The organism is Roseateles sp. P5_E11, from assembly GCF_054049355.1.
The window spans coordinates 1-14,848 of sequence record NZ_JBFUMO010000093.1; the positions used below are offsets into that span (position 1 = coordinate 1).

Annotated in this window: 9 protein-coding genes, 2 tRNA genes and 1 pseudogene; 8 read left to right on the forward strand and 4 right to left on the reverse strand. The window is 70.2% G+C overall.

The window, feature by feature from the left end; translation table 11 throughout:
* The 6 genes and pseudogenes from ACXJKR_RS09750 to ACXJKR_RS09775 all read left to right on the forward strand — a co-directional run.
* Nucleotides 1–460: pseudogene (locus ACXJKR_RS09750) on the forward strand (Tol-Pal system beta propeller repeat protein TolB); the annotation flags it as partial.
* Nucleotides 461–560: 100 nt separating this feature from the next.
* On the forward strand, nt 561–1,097 hold the full coding sequence (pal, locus tag ACXJKR_RS09755; protein WP_457322682.1) for a peptidoglycan-associated lipoprotein Pal: 537 nt from the start codon (nt 561–563) through the stop codon (nt 1,095–1,097).
* Nucleotides 1,098–1,102: 5 nt separating this feature from the next.
* Nucleotides 1,103–1,882: a tol-pal system protein YbgF gene (gene ybgF, locus ACXJKR_RS09760; RefSeq protein WP_457322683.1), complete on the forward strand. Its 780-nt coding sequence runs from the start codon at nt 1,103–1,105 to the stop codon at nt 1,880–1,882.
* Nucleotides 1,882–2,664, forward strand: a complete 783-nt coding sequence (locus ACXJKR_RS09765) for a tRNA threonylcarbamoyladenosine dehydratase (protein ID WP_056198965.1) — start codon at nt 1,882–1,884, stop codon at nt 2,662–2,664. Before ybgF ends, ACXJKR_RS09765 begins: the two co-directional genes overlap by 1 nt.
* 67 nt (nt 2,665–2,731) lie before the next feature.
* Nucleotides 2,732–2,807, forward strand: a tRNA-Lys gene (locus tag ACXJKR_RS09770).
* A 74-nt stretch (nt 2,808–2,881) separates the two neighbouring features.
* A tRNA-Lys gene (locus ACXJKR_RS09775) sits at nt 2,882–2,957 on the forward strand.
* Between the two features lie 92 nt (nt 2,958–3,049).
* Here ACXJKR_RS09775 and ACXJKR_RS09780 read toward each other — a convergent pair.
* Nucleotides 3,050–3,838, reverse strand: a complete 789-nt coding sequence (locus ACXJKR_RS09780) for a glycoside hydrolase family 19 protein (RefSeq protein WP_457322684.1) — start codon at nt 3,836–3,838, stop codon at nt 3,050–3,052.
* An 84-nt stretch (nt 3,839–3,922) separates the two neighbouring features.
* Between ACXJKR_RS09780 and ACXJKR_RS09785 the strand changes: the two genes are divergently transcribed.
* Nucleotides 3,923–4,099 carry a hypothetical protein gene (locus tag ACXJKR_RS09785; RefSeq protein WP_457322685.1) on the forward strand — a complete coding sequence of 59 codons (177 nt, stop codon included), beginning with the start codon at nt 3,923–3,925 and terminating at the stop codon, nt 4,097–4,099.
* Between the two features lies 1 nt (nt 4,100).
* On the opposite strand, the gene ACXJKR_RS09790 is transcribed toward ACXJKR_RS09785, so the two are convergent.
* Together ACXJKR_RS09790 and ACXJKR_RS09795 are read right to left on the reverse strand one after the other, a co-directional pair.
* Nucleotides 4,101–4,820, reverse strand: coding sequence for a substrate-binding periplasmic protein (locus ACXJKR_RS09790; protein ID WP_457322686.1), 720 nt, complete (start codon nt 4,818–4,820; stop codon nt 4,101–4,103).
* A gap of 89 nt (nt 4,821–4,909) precedes the next feature.
* The gene (locus ACXJKR_RS09795; protein ID WP_457322687.1) at nt 4,910–6,433 is read right to left on the reverse strand and encodes a glycine betaine ABC transporter substrate-binding protein; all 1,524 of its coding nucleotides are present in this window, start codon (nt 6,431–6,433) and stop codon (nt 4,910–4,912) included.
* A 130-nt stretch (nt 6,434–6,563) separates the two neighbouring features.
* On the opposite strand from ACXJKR_RS09795, the gene ACXJKR_RS09800 reads away from it, so the two are divergent.
* Nucleotides 6,564–6,767 carry a hypothetical protein gene (locus ACXJKR_RS09800; RefSeq protein WP_056198956.1) on the forward strand — a complete coding sequence of 68 codons (204 nt, stop codon included), beginning with the start codon at nt 6,564–6,566 and terminating at the stop codon, nt 6,765–6,767.
* A 55-nt stretch (nt 6,768–6,822) separates the two neighbouring features.
* On the opposite strand, the gene ACXJKR_RS09805 is transcribed toward ACXJKR_RS09800, so the two are convergent.
* On the reverse strand, nt 6,823–14,796 hold the full coding sequence (locus tag ACXJKR_RS09805) for a GH36-type glycosyl hydrolase domain-containing protein (RefSeq protein ID WP_457322688.1): 7,974 nt from the start codon (nt 14,794–14,796) through the stop codon (nt 6,823–6,825).
* Nucleotides 14,797–14,848 lie beyond the last annotated feature (52 nt).

The window sequence follows — 14,848 nt, forward strand, 5'->3', positions numbered from 1 at the left end:
GCGTCGCCTCACGCAAAGCGGCGCCATCGACACCGAGGCCTGCTACTCGCCCGATGGCAGCAAGATCTTTTTCGTTAGCGACCGTGGCGGCGGCCCGCAGATCTACCGCATGCCGGCCAGTGGCGGCGCGGCCGAGCGTGTGACCTTCAACGGCAACTACAACATCAGCCCGGCGGTCAGCCCTGACGGCCGCACGCTGGCCTACATCACCCGCATCAGTGGTGCCTTCCGCCTGTCGGTGATGGATCTCGGCACCGGCCAGTCACAGCAGATCAGCGAAGCCAACGACGACGAAAGCCCGGCGTTCGCGCCCAATGGCAAGCTCATCGTGTACGCGAGCCGTGCCGGCGGCAAGGAAGTGCTGATGACGACGACGCTGGACGGCAAGATGAAGACGCCGCTGCTCGTCACTTTGGTAGAGGTTCGTGAACCCACGTGGGGTCCTTTTACACGCCAGTAACTTGACAGTTCGCACCGTGTTGGACAATGGCGCGCCCGCGCCGCCGATGGCGCTGCGCCCCCCCATCCCCCGCCCCCTGTCTGTTGTGGAGACTATTCGAATGAAACTGACCCGCTATGCGCTCACTTTGATTGCCGCCGCCGCCTTGGCCGGCTGCAGCTCCGCCGTCAAGTTGGACGAGCCCGCGCCGGTCGAGACGCGCCAGCCCACACCGCCCCCGGCGACCCCTGAGCAGCAGCCGACAACCGCGCAGACCGCTGTCCCGACGGTTGACCTGTTCAGCCAGTACACCCAGGAAGTCAACAAGGGCGCCAATCGCGTCGTCTACTTCGACTACGACAGCGACGTCGTCAAGGAAGAGTACCGCCCGCTGGTCGACCTGCACGCCAAGCGCCTGAACGCCAACAAGCGCGCCGCGTTGAACCTCGAAGGCCACACCGACGAGCGCGGCGGCCGCGAGTACAACCTGGCCCTCGGCCAGCGCCGTGCCGAAGCCGTTGCCAAGTCGCTGACGCTGCTGGGCGTCGGTGCGGCCCAGGTCGAAGCTGTCAGCTACGGCAAGGAGCGCCCTGCCGCTCAAGGCAGCGGCGAAGAAGTCTGGGCCAAGAATCGTCGCGTCGAGCTCAAGGACAAGTGAAAGTGATGCGCGCTCTGCGACTGTCGCTGATGACGCTGGCCGCGAGCGCGGCTTTCATGCAGCCCGCAAAGGCGGGCCTGTTCGAGGATGATGAAGCCCGCAAGGCCATCCTCGAGCTGCGTGGCACGGTGAAGGCCAACGAGGACGCTGCCAAGCAGCGTGCCGAACAGCTCAACACGCTGGTTCAGGACCAGCTGCAGCCGCTGCGCCGCAGCATGCTGGACCTGAATGGCCAGATCGATGCGCTGCGCAGCGAGATCGCCAAGCTGCGCGGCGCCAACGAGCAGCTCGCCCGCGACCTGGCCGACACGCAGCGCAAGCTGACCGACCAGTCGCAGTCCGTCGAAGCGCGCTTCAAGCCGCTGGAGCCGCAGAAGGTCAGCCTCGATGGCCGCGAATTCCAGGTCAACCCCGACGAGCGCAACCAGTACGAAGCCGCCATCGGCCTCGTGCGCCGTGGCGACTTCGCCGAGGCCGTCGCCGCGCTCAATGCCTTCCTGAAGCGCTACCCCGCCAGCGGCTATACCGACTCGGTGCGCTTCTGGCTCGGCAATGCCCAGTACGGCAAGCGCGACTACAAGGACGCCGTTGCGACCTTCAAAGCTTTCATCGCCGGCAATCCTGACCATTCGCGCGCGGCCGAAGCCCTGCTCGCGCTGGCCAATTGCCAGATCGAGCTGAAGGACAACAAGTCCGCCCGGCGCAGCCTCGACGACCTCATCAAGGCCTATCCCGGCACCGAGGCCGCCCAGGCCGCCAAGGAACGGTTGGCGGCACTGCGTTGATGTCCGCTGATCAGCTGGACGCTGATCTGGAGCGCCGCTTCGGCGGCCTGCGCCGTCTGCACGGCGACGTCGCCTACCAGCGCCTGCGCGCCGCGCGCTTCGCGGTCGTCGGCCTGGGCGGCGTCGGTTCCTGGGCCGTCGAGGCCCTGGCGCGCAGTGGCGCGGCGGAGCTGACGCTGATCGACCTGGACCAGGTTTCCGAATCCAACATCAACCGCCAGATCCAGGCTCTCGGGTCGACCGTCGGTATGGCCAAGGCTGAGGCGCTGAGGCAGCGTATTGCCGACATCCACCCCGGCTGCGCGGTGCACGTCGTCGAGGAATTTGTCGAACCCGAGAATTGGCCCGCGCTGATCGGCGATGCGGAGTTCGACGGGCTCATCGACTGTTGCGACCAGGTCCGCGCCAAGGCCGTGCTGGCTGCCTGGGCGCGTGAGCTTGAGCTGCCCTTCGTCACCGTCGGCGCCGCCGGTGGCAAGCGCGAGCCGCATCGCGTGGAGCTCGACGACCTCAGCGCCACGACTCACGATCCGCTGCTGGCGTCGCTGCGCCAGCGCCTGCGCAAGCACCACGGTGCGGCGCGTGCCGGGAAAATGGGTGTCGCCTGCGTGTACTCACGTGAGCCGGTGCATCTGCCGCAGCAAGGTGAGGGCGAAGCCTGTGATGTTGACGGCAGCCTGAACTGCCATGGTTACGGCTCCAGCGTCACCGTCACGGCGACCTTTGGCCTGTGCGCGGCAGCCGAGTTGCAGCGCCTGCATCTGAGTCGAAAACCGGGCTGACGGCAATTCAAGGATTTCTTGCGGAGCCTCTAAAAACCTGCCTATAATGGCGGGCTCTGCTTGACACGGGACGTTAGCTCAGTCGGTAGAGCAGCGGACTTTTAATCCGTTGGTCGCAGGTTCGAATCCTGCACGTCCCACCAGAATTTAGAGCAATGATTCGACGGAATCAACGCTACAATCTTTGGCTTAGCTTCGGCCCCCCGAAGTTGAATCAGGGCTCTTAGCTCAGTTGGTAGAGCAGCGGACTCTTAATCCGTAGGTCGAGTGTTCGAGTCACTCAGGGCCCACCAAAATTTAAGAAGCAAAAAGGCACTTGGCGAACCGCCAAGTGCCTTTTTTGCGTTTGGGCGTGGCGTCGGGAGACGTCGCAGCAGCGCGAGGTTCAGAGCCCCAGCAGGGCCTTGGCGCGCGCCAGATGCTCCAGGCGATCGTCCAGCCCGTTGTAGCCGCCATTGATCCGCTTGGTGACAGCCTTGGCGTCGTCGGCTTCGGCGAGCGGGCCGATGCCACGCGTCTTCCAGAACCAGCAGGCCACGTCGACGCAGGCGAACGGGTCCAGGGCCAGCTGCGTGGGGTCGCTGATGTAATCGGTGCCGGTGAACTTGCTGTAGTCCCGGTAGTTGTTGCGACCGGTGAGCTGGATCAGCCCGCGGCCCTTGAAGCGTGGGCCGTCGCCGGGCTCCGTGTTGCCGAGATCGGTGCGGCCGTCATAGGCGTTGCCGCTGGCCAGTTCCTCGGAATAGAGCAGCGAGCCGGACTCGTGTGCGAGCTGGGCGATGAAGTGAGCGATCTGCCGCGGCGTGTCGATGCCATAGCGTGTCATGCCCTTCACCAGCGGCTCGAAGTAGAGGTCGATGCGCTTTTGCATGGCCCGTGGCATCACGATGCCGAGCTTCTCCTTGGTCGCGCCGGGAGGCAGGCCCGCCAGCAACCGCGTCATCGTGGCGTCGCCCGGTGTCACCAGGCCATCCGACTCCGGCAGGCCCATGGCCTGGGTCTCGAAGGCACGGATCGCGTCGATGGTGTTGGGGCCGATCTGCCCGTCCACCCCCAACTGCTTGAGCGCTGCGCCGCTCCAGGCCTCGCTGTTCATGTTGAGCAGGACCTGGACGATGCGGACATCGGCGACATCGTTGCGGGCACCCAGCCCGACGCTCTTGGCAATGCACATGGCAACGGCTCCCATCAGGAAGAAGAGGTGTCGACCTTATGCGCCCGCCGCCGCCAGCGAATCCCCAATCAGGATGAGACAGCGATGGCCCGCACCTGCCGGTCCCACCAGGGCGTGTCGCCAATCTCCGCGCGCGGGTGGTCGATGAAGAGCCTGGTTTTGGTGGCGTGGCTGCGGCCGGGCAGGCGCACCGCGTGGATGCGCCAGGCGGGCAAGGGTTGGCAGTGGCTGCCGCTGGACTACAGCAGCCAGGTGCGCTGAATCAGGGCAAAGGCCGGATGCTGACGCCCAGGCTGCCGGCCGGGTGGGCCTCGTTGAAGAGCTGCCACACGCGCCYGTTGCGTGCCATCTGGCCAAAAGCCTGGCGCAGCAGGCGCCGGTCGGCTTCGACGAGGCCGCGGCGTGACAGATACAGGCCGCTGGCGTGCCAGCCCAGTTCCTCCAGCGGCTCGACACGCAGGCGCTTCAGCAACGGCGTCAGCTCGGGCTCATTGACCAGCGTGCCGACCAGGATGGACGCCGTCATGACGCTGGCCTGGGCCAGGCCCTGGCGCAGTGCGCGGGCGACGCCGGTGGGGTCGGCCTCCTCGACGAGGCGCTGGCGCTGGCGCAGCGTTGCGATGGCACCGTCATAGGCCGGACCGAAAGAGAAGCCGCGCACGACGACGAGCTTGTAGTCCGGCTGGGCCAGCAGCTCGGCCAGCGAGCGCGGTACGGGCGTGTCGGCGTCCAGGGTCAGCAGGCTGGCTCGCACCTGGATCAGTGGCACGAACTCGCCCACGGCATCACGTGCGGGATTTGATGAGGCCGGCATGAGGATGTCGGCCTGACCAGCGTCGAACATCGTTTGCAGCCGCGCCCGTGGCACCTTGTGGATATTGAACTGGCAGGGCGCGCTGGCCGCCACTTCGCGCAGCAGCGTCGGATAGATGCCCTGGGCGCGCCCGTCCTCGAAGTTGACGCTCAGGCCGATAGGGGCCATGGGTACGTTGAGGGGGCGCGAGCAGCCGGCCTCGGCGGTCATTGCCACCAGCCAGCCCAATAGCCACAAGCCCGATCGCACCCTTGCGTTCATGCCCCTCGATCCCGAGATTCTTGTGGCCCATTGTGCGCGACCCGGCGTTCCAGTGCATCAAACAGCAGTTGCACGATGACGGCCAGGGCTGCGGCGGGCAGGGCGCCGGCCAACATCAGCGTGCTGTCGTTGACGGCCAGGCCCGCGACGATGCGCTCGCCCAGGCCACCCGCGCCGACGAAGGCCGCGACGGTGGCCGTGCCGACGTTGGTGACCGCTGCCGTCTTCACCCCTGCCATCAGCGTCGGCAGGGCCAGTGGCAGCTCAATGGCGCGCAGCGTCTGGCCGCGGGTCAGGCCCAGCGCCAAGGCGGCATGGGTCAGCCCGCCAGACACGGCCTGAAGCCCCGCGTGGGTGTTGCGCACGATGGGCAGCAGCGCATAGACGAACAGCGCCAGCAGGGCCGGCACGAAGCCGATGCGGCCAACCAGGGCAATCAAGAAAGCCAGCAGGGCCAGCGAAGGCAGGGTCTGCAGCAGGCCCGTCACGGCCATGACGGGCGCCGCCAGCCGTGGCAGGCGATGTGCGGCGATGCCCAGCGGCACGGCGACGGCCACGGCCAGGGCAAGCGAGGCCAGCACCAGCGCCAGATGTTGGGCAAGCAGCTTGGGCAGGTCGGGAGCAAATAGTCGGTCCATCAAGCCCTGGTGCCCCGTGCCACCTGAGCCCGATTGCAGAAAGCCGCGCGCCACGTCGGCAAAGGGCCGGCCGTCCAGCTCGGCGGCGGCGTTCAGGCGGGTCATTTCGGCTTCGGGCAGGCGGCCGGCCAGGCCCTGCAACGGCTTGTCGTCGACCGCCGTCCGCATCAGCAGCACCGCGTCGTAGCGCGGGAAGAAGCCGCGGTCATCGCGCAGCACCCGCACGGGCTGGCGGGCGAGCTGGGCGTCGGTGGTGTAGACGTCGATGAGGTCGACCTGGCCATTGGCGAGGGCTTGATACGCCAGGCCGTGGTCCAGGCCGGCGCCGGGTTGCAGCTTCAGGCCGTAGGCGCGCTGCAACGCCGGCCAGCCGTCGGCGCGGGCCAGGAACTCGTGCGACAGGCCAGCCTTGAGTGCCGGCGGTGCCTTGGCGGCAAGCTCGGAGATCGTCGTGATGCCCRGCCGCGCCGCGTCGGCCTCGCGCAGGGCCAGGGCATAGCTGTTGTTGAAGCCCAGTGGCACGCYGGCCTTCAGGCCCAGCGGCTTCAGCCACGCGTTGATCTGCGCCAGCGGTGCCTGCGCATCCGCAGATGACTCGCGCTTGAGCAACTCGCGCACGATGGTACCGGTGTACTCCGGGTAGAGATCGATCTGGCCTTGCTGCAGGGCCGCGGCCAGGATGGCGGTATTGCCCAGGCCCTGGCGGTGTTCAGCGGCGACACCCTGACCGACCAAGGTCTGCGTGACGATCTCGCCCAGCAGATAACTCTCGGTGAAGCGCTTGGAGCCGACTTGCAGCGCCGCTGGCGCGGCCTGCGCCATGCCGGCAAACCACGCGGTTAGCAGGGTCAACAACCAAAGTGCTTGCCGGCTGGTGCTCATTGCCGCATGGTGCCTCATGGCATGCGTCGCAATGTCAGACAAGGCCTACACGCGGGCCCCTTCGTGTCCGAATGCAACGAAGCCAGGTTCTCTCTACAGTTGAAGGCATCGTTTTCAGAGGAGGTCATCCATGTCTCGCGCCACCGATCATCTGCTGCGTCAGCACCTGGACAGCCTGGGCGTTCACCTGCGCCAGTGCCGCACGCTGTCAGACCGCAAGCAGCGCATGCTGTGCTCGCTGGAATTCCTGGACAGCGCCATCGGCGACCGGCTGTTCACGACCGTCGTCCTGGGTAGCGTCCTCATGGCTGTGGTGTTGAGCTTGGTCGTCTGATCCTCCCCTGATTCGCTACGGCGGCCCCTTTCGGGGCCGCTTGCTTTTTGGGGCTTCAAAACGCTGCCGCCGGTTCCGGCCTGCGGGCCGGCAGGGCATCGGTGACTGGCACCCAAAGCTGCAGGTCGCCTTCGACCTCCCCGAGCGCCAGCGTCGATCCTGGCACCAGGGTGCGGTAGCCGGCGGGCGGCGCGGTGCCGGCGCCCGTCGGGGCACGCTGCAGCAGCAAGTCGATACGCCGACCCTGGTGCACCAGCCGCAGCCGCGCCTCGGGCCAGTGGGGCGGCAGGCAGGGCTGCACGCGCAGCAGGCCATCGGCCAGCTTGACGCCGCACAGCGACTCGACCGCCGCGCGCAGCAGCCAGCCGGCGGCGCCCGTGTACCAGCTCCAGCCACCGCGGCCGGCGTGCGGCGCGGCGGCTTCGATATCACCGGCCACGGCGAAGGGCTCCAGCCCATAGGCCGCGCCGTGTGCCCCGCGGTGGGCCGGGCTGATGGCCGTGAAGGCCGCCCAGGCGCGCTCGGCCTGACCGAGCTTGGCGCTGGCCATCAGGGCCCAGGTGGCGGCGTGGTTGTACTGGCCGCCGTTTTCGCGCACGCCGCCGGGGTAGGCCTGGATGTAGCCGGCTGGTGGCTGGTGGTCCTTCAGCGGCGGCCACAGCAGGCGCAACAAGTGGGCGTCGCGGTCATGCAGCTCGCGCCAGGCGCTGTCCAGGGCCAGGCGGGCGCGGTCGGCCTCGGTGGCGCCGGTCAGCACGGCCCAGGCCTGCACGATGAGGTCGATGCGGCATTCGCTGTCGTCATGGGTGCCGAGGACGCTGCCGTCATCGAACCAGCCGCGGCGGTACCAGCGGCCGTCCCAGGCCTCGGCGTCCAGGGCCTTGGCCAGCTTGTCGCGTGCCTGGCGCCAGCGCGCCGCGCGGGCCTGCTCGCCGCGGGCGATGGCCAGCGGGTGCAGGGCGTCGATGACGGCGCACAGGAAGAAGCCCATCCACACCGACTCGCCCTTGCCGTCGGCGCCGACGCGGTTCATGCCGTCGTTCCAGTCACCCGTGCCAAACAGCGGCAGGCCATGGACGCCGACGGGCAGGCTGACATCGATGGAGCGCGCGGCGTGCTCGTAGATGCTGGCCTGCTCGTCGCTGATGGCCGGCACCTCGTAGATGTCCTCGGCGCCCTCGGGCACGGGGCGGCCCTGCAGGAAGGGCAGCATCTCGTCGGCCAGCGACGTATCGGCGGTGCGCTCGACGTACAAGGCCAGCGCCAGCGCCAGCCACAGCCGGTCGTCCGCGAAATGCGTGCGCACGCCGGCACCGGCCGGCTCATGCCACCAGTGCTGCACGTCGCCGGGCGGGAACTGGTGGGCCGCGTGGCGGCGGATCTGCGCGGCCAGGCGCTCGGGTGCGTGCTGCACCAGGGACATGGCGTCCTGCAGCTGGTCGCGGAAGCCGAAGGCGCCGCCCGCCTGGTAGAAGCCGGCGCGCGCCCAGATGCGGCAGCCCAGCACTTGGGCCGGCAGCCAATGGTTCACCAGCGCGTCGAAGGCGGGGTCGGGCGTGGCCACCTGAACGGGCGCGCTCAAGGCCCGCCAGACCTCGCGCTGGGCGGCCAGCCGGCGCAGTGGGTCGGCCGCCCAGGCGTTGGCGGCCTGCTCGCGGGCCGCGGGCAGGCTCTGCGCATGGCCGAGCAGCACCGTGCCATGCCAGGCGTGGCCGGCTTCCAGTCGGATCGGCACCGCGAGCAGGGCAGCCGGGTCGGTGGCAGCACCGGCCTGGCCATCCAGCGCGTGCGGCATGACGAGGCGGCCTTCGTCGTCGAACAGCAGGCGGCGGTCGCCGCTGGCCTCAATGGCGGCCGTCCACGGGTGCGGCCGGTTCAGGTCGGGCGTGAAGCCGGCGTCCGCGGGCCAGGGCCACAGGGCCTGATCGCTGGCCAGGCTGTTGATCTGGTCGGCCGTCGCATCGCCCTCGCGGGTCGGGCGCAGTGCCATCCAGGCCGTGTGGCCGCCGAAGCCATTGAGCCCATCGGCCTGCGTGGCCAGGGCCAGCAGCGGACCATCACCCTGGGGCGGTTCCAGTCGCGTCACGACACTGCGGCGCGCACCACTGTCCATGCCCAGCTGCCACTGCGCGGCGGCCAGCAGCCGCAGCAGGCGTGGCGGGCGGCCGGGCGCCGCGTGCAACTCCACCTGGCATTGCTTGACGGCGGTTGTTGCGTCCACCGTCCAGCGCAGGCGCACCACCATGCCTGGCAGCTGGAAGGCCATGGCCGTAGCTCCCGGCAGGTGGGACACGCTCTGGTGCGGGCTGGCGCGGCCGAGCAGCCAGGCCTTGCCGCTGGACAGGCAGTGCAGGATCAGCCATTCGCCGGGCGAGTCCAGCAGCGCGTCGTTCGACCAGGGCGTGATCTGGTGCAGCCGGCTGTTGCCGGCCCAGGCCATGCCGGCACCGCGCTCGGACACCTGGCAGCCGAAGTTCTCGTTGGCGATGACGTTGATCCACGGCCGCGCCGRCTGGCTTTGCTCGGTCAGCTCGAAGCGGCAGGCACCGCTGTCGGCCTCGAAGTCGCTGTCTGGCGCCTCGGCGCCGGGCGGGGCGGCGAGGCTGGACACCAGCGTCGCGCCGGCGCCGCGCCGGGCCTTGGCGGCTTGCTCGTGGCTCTGGCCCAGGCGCTCGAGCTGCTGGGCCAGCGGCCGGCCATCGGCAAACCAGCGCACGCGCGCCAGCATGTTGAGGGCAAAGCGCGTGTCCGGCCCCACGGTCTCGTCCGACAGCACATGCACGCGGCAGCGCCCATGGGTCTGCTGCTCGGCCAGCGACCGCAACGCGCGCGACACCGGCGCCAGATAGGACGGCGGCTCGGCGTCCAACACGACGACGTCCACTGGCAGCGGGCTGCCCTGGGCCTGCAACAGCGCGCACAGCTCGCGCACCATGATGACGCCGGTGGGATCGGCCACGCGCATCAGGATGATGGGGTCGTCCCCCGAGATGCCATGGCGCCACAGCGCATCGCGCTCGTAGCCGGTCTCGGGCAGGGGCAGGTTCTCGCGTGCGGCCTGCGAGGTCAGCAGGGTCTGCAGCGTGAGGCCGGCCCGCCAGGCGCCCGGCGCGAGGCTGGCGCCTTGGGTGCGCACGCCGGCCATGGTGTGGGCCAGCGTCAGCGCACGCTCGACGAGGGCCGGCTGACGCAGCTTGTCCAGCAAGTGGCTGAGCGTCTGCGGCTCGCGAGCGGCGGCGGTGGCCAGCGTCAGCGTCACGCTGGCACCGGGCGGCAGCTGCAGCACCAGGTGCAGCAGCGAGATCGGGTCGTTGCCGGTGTCCAGCATGCCAGACGCGGTGTTGAGGCCGGCCACGTCGGTGCCCAGCAGCGCTTGCACGCCGGCATGCGCAATGACGCCGCCGGGCTGACCGGGCATGCCGCCGCGGGCCAGCCAATGGGCACGGTCGGCACCGGCGCGCACACGGTCCAGCCGCGCGCCGCCCTCGAGCTCCACGCCCACCAGCGCATGCACCGCGTGCAGGGGCGCCTCGTTGGGACTGCGCGGCAGGCGCTGCCAGTTCAGGGCCTGCTGGCCCGGTTCCCAACGTGCCTGCAGGAAGAGCTTGCCGAAAGCCGGGTGGGCCAGGTCGGCCTTGGCCGGCGCCAGCACGGGCTCGAAGCTGGATACCAGCGCCAGGCGGCGCGGCCGGTGGGCGAGGTTGCGCAGCGTGATGCGGCGCAGCTCGACGTCGTCCTCGACGGCCACCCAGGCCTCGGTGTGGGCGTGCAACTCCTCGCCCTCGGCCGTGAACTGCGCGCTGGCGGGGTGCAGGCGGCAGCCATAGCGCCACTGCGGGCCGGGCGTGGGCCGCAGCGTGAGCGATCGCCAGGGGCTGGACTCGGGCGCGCCGTTCCAGTGCAGGTCCAGGTCGCGCAGATGCAGGTGGTGGCCGAGCAGGTCCTGCGGCAGATCGTCGCGCCAGCGGCTCACCAACACCAGTGAACCCGGCTCGCCCCAGACCAGCGTGCCGCCGCCATGCTCGCGCACCATCGCGCTGAGGCGCCCATGGCCCAGCCAGGCGGTGGCGGGTAGGGCGCGGCCATGCAGCTCGGGCACGACCAGCGAGATGCGGGCGCGGCGCGGTGCGCTTCGAGTGGGCTGCGGCGGCGGTTCGCGCAGTGGCGCCACCTTGTGCGGCGCGCGCTCGTGCAGCAGCCAGCGCACGGCGCACAAGCGCGGCTCGGCGTCAGCCCAGCGCTGCGGCGCGCCGCCGCACAGCACCTCGGTCAGCGCGACGAGTGACATGCCGTGGTGGTGGGCCATCGTCGTGCCGATGCGCTGGAAGCGACGCCCCGTCTGCGTTGCGTCGCTGGTGGCTTCAGGCTGGCGGCCGACTGTGTAGTCCAGCGCTTCCATGAAGCCGCCCTCATGGCGAGCCCCCAGGGCCTGCAGCGCGCGCAGATTGGCGACGGCCGCGCGCGGCATCACCATGGTCGCCATCAGGCTGGCATACGGTGCAATGACGATCTCTTCCACCGGCGTGTCGCGCAGTGCCAGGCTGGCCACGCCCTGCGGGCCGTACTGGTAGGCCAGGCTCCGGTCGCGCTTGGCATAGGCGCTCTCGGACACGCCCCAGGGCAGGCCGGCCGCACGCCCGGCGCGGATCTGCTCCATGACGGCCGCGCGAGCGGCTTCCGCCAGCGCGCTGCCGGTGGGCTCGTCCAGCACCAGCGAGGGCATCAACATCTCGAACATCGAGCCCGACCAGCTCTTCAATCCGGTGACGCGGCCGCGCGAGAAGAAGGGTCGGCCGAGCGCGCCCCAGTGCGCCGGCGGGATGTCGCCCTTGGCGATGGCCACCAGGCTGGCCAGCCGAGCTTCAGAGGCGAGCAGGTCGTAGTGGTTCTGGTCCAGCCGCTCGGTACCGGGTTCGGAGCCTTGCGCCGCGACGGCGCCGATGTGCAGCAGGTGGCGCTGCGGGTCGTAGAGCCAGCTGAAGTCGTGGGCCAGCGCAAGGGCGCGCGCCCGCATGGCGACGGCGTTCAGCGCCTCGGCCACGGCCGGCGGCGGCGGCATGCCCTCGCCCCCGCGCGCAAAGCCCTCGCAGGCCGCCGCGACCACCAGCAGATGGGCGCAGAGGTTGCCGCTGTCCACGCTGGAGATGTAGGGTGGCTCCAGCACGCCCAGGCGCTGGGTGTCGATCCAGTTGTAGAAGTGGCCGCGGTGGCGGGGCAGCTTGTCCAGCGTGTCCAGCGTGCGGCCGATGCGCTCGGCCAGGCCGACGTCATGCAGCCAGCCGAACTCGCGCGCGCAGCAGGCCGACAGCAGGTACAGGCCGATATTGGTGGGCGACGTGCGGTGGGCGACGGCGATGTCGGGGTCGAACTGCACGTTGTCGGGCGGCAGATCGTTGTCGTCCTTGGTGACCCAGCGTTCGAACCAGCGCCAGGTGTCGCGGGCGACGCTGAGCAGGTACTGGCGTTCGTCGTCGGTGATGGCCTCGCGGCGCGGCCGGGCGCGTGGCCGGCTGGCCAGGCCTATCCACAGCGGCGTCAGTGCCCAGGCCAGCAGCAGCGGCAGGGCCTGGTCCCAGTCGACGGGGCGGCCGATCAGGGCCGGCGTCATCAGCAGCAGGGCCAGCGCGCCGGTGGCAAAGGTCACATGCTTGTGCTGGCGCCACAGCGAGCGCCAGTCGGTGCGCGCCGCGGCTTCCGCCGCGTCTGCGGTGGTCCATTCCAGCAGATGCTGATGGCTGACACGCTGGCGCCACAGCGCGCGCACGATGGCGTCGATGCTGAGCCAGCTTGCCGCGGGAAGCAGTGCGATGTGCCAGACGACGCCGCCGATGGCACGCCCGAGTTCAATGGCCGCCTGCCGGTAAAAGCGCGGCAGGGAGATGCGGTCGCCCGACGGCGCGCAGGCCGCCAGAGCGCCCATCAACGGCCCGGCGCCGAAGGTGGCGGCCACCAGCCCCAGCGCCCACGCCGGCGCCAGGCCCAGGCCCATCCACGACGCGACCAGCAGCAGCAAGGCGGCCGGGGCGACGAGGGAGCGGCGCAGGTTGTCCAGCATCTTCCAGATGTGGATGCCGTGCAGGCCCCAGCGGCGCGGGTGGCCGAGGAAGGGCAGCAGCTGCCAGTCACCGCGCGTCCAGCGGTGGATGCGCGAGGCCGCCACGTCGGCATGCATGGGGGCGGGCTCCACCAGCACCACGTCGCTGACGCCGGCGCAGCGCATCAGCGAGCCTTCCAGCAGGTCGTGGCTGAGCACCTGGCCCTCGGGCATGCGGTGGGCCAGCACCTGCGCTGCGGCCTGCACGTCGATCAGTCCCTTGCCGGCGGCGCTGCCTTCGTCGAACAGGTCCTGGTAGACCTCGGAGCTGGCGGCGCTGTAGGGGTCCAGCCCCGGCTGGCCGGCGAACAGGCTGTGGAACCAGGTGCCATGCACCGTGGAGCTGCCGGCGGCTGTGGCCAGCGGCGTGGCGACGCGCGGCTGCAGCATGCCGTGGCCGCGCACGACGGTGACGGCGCCGCTGGATGTGCGGCTCAACCGTGGGCGGTTCAGCGGGTGGGCGGCGATGGCGACCAGCTCGCGCAGCGCGCCGGGGGGCAGGGCGTTGTCGGCATCCAGCGTGATGATGTGGCGGATGTCCGGTGCGGGCGTGGACAGCTCGCCCAGGTCGACGAAGCGGTCAGGCAGCAGCTCGGGCGGCTGACCGGCCAGCAGGGCGGCCAATGCCTCGGTCTTGCCGCGCTTGCGCTCCCAGCCGATCCAGCGCTGCTCGGTCTCGCTCCAGCGCCGCTCGCGGTGCAGCAGCAGGAAACGCGGCCGGCCCTCGCAGGCCGTGCCGTGGCGCTGGTTCAACGCCTCGATGCCGGCGCGCGCCTGGGCGAGCAGGCCCGCGTCCTGGGGCTGGTGCTCGGCCTTGGCATCGGTCCAGTCGCTGAGCAGCGCGAACTGCGCCTCGTCTTCCAGGTTGGCCAGGTGGTGGCGCTCCAGCTGGGCGAGCAGGGTCGCGATGCCCTTGGACCGCGTCAGCATGCAGGGAATGACAACCAGGCTGCGCGCCCCGGCCGGAATGCCGTGATGCCAGGTCAGGCGCGGCAGCTGCGCCGGCGCTGCGGACTCGCTGATGAGGCGGTTGGCCAGCGCGACCACGGCCTCGCTGGCCGGCAGCAGCGACAGCAGCACGGCCGCCACCACCATGGGCCAGCCGGCGCCCGGGGGCAGGCCCAGCAGCAGCAACGTCAGCTCGGCCAGGATCAGCAACCCTGCCAGGCTGGTCAGATAGAGGGCGACACTGTGGCGGCGCAGCCCGGCGGCAAAGCGCTCGCCGGCGGTAGGCTTGAGGCGAAGTTCGCTCAGCAGGCGTTCGCGGCCAGGGCCGGACAGCCAGTACAGCGGGGCGCGCTCTTCTGCGTCCTCGGCCCAGGCGGGGTCGTTGCAAAGCAGGCGCAGCACCTGGGCCACGTCGGCCTCGGGTACGTTGTGGCGCTCGGTCAGGGCCTCGATGGCGTGCATGGCCATGTCGCGCGTGGCCTCGTGCTCCTGGCGGTAGACGGCAATGTGGCCCAGGGCGCGCAGCGTCGGGTGCACAGCTTCGAACAGTCCGGCCCAGTTGGCCGCGCCGAGGTTGCGCAGGCTGCTGATGGCGTTGCGGATGCTCTGGTGGTCGGCCGCGCTCTCGGCCTGCTCGCTGGCCTGCGCAGCGGCTGCGTCGGGCAGCGCCTCGGCCRGCCAGGCGTGCACGGCCGCCCAGGACGAGTCATCGGAGTCACGCTGCTCGGCTTGGCCCAGGGCGCGGTCGGTCAGCCGCTCGTGCAGGCGCAGGGCCAGGGCCGTGATGGCAGGGTCGCGCGGCCAGGCCGATTGCCATTGCTGCAGCTGGTTGCGCACCGCTGCCGCGTCCAGCTGAGGCAGCGCCTCGAACAGGTGCTGGGCGGCGCGGCGCGCCAGATGACGCCAGGCGGCGCGCTCGGCCAGGCGGCGCAGGTTCTCCACCAGCACGACGCGCAGCGTGGACGGCAGGGCCCACAGCTCGCGCAATGTCAGCGCCTCGGCCTCGTGGTGGCCGGCCAGGAAGTGGTGCAGCAGGGCC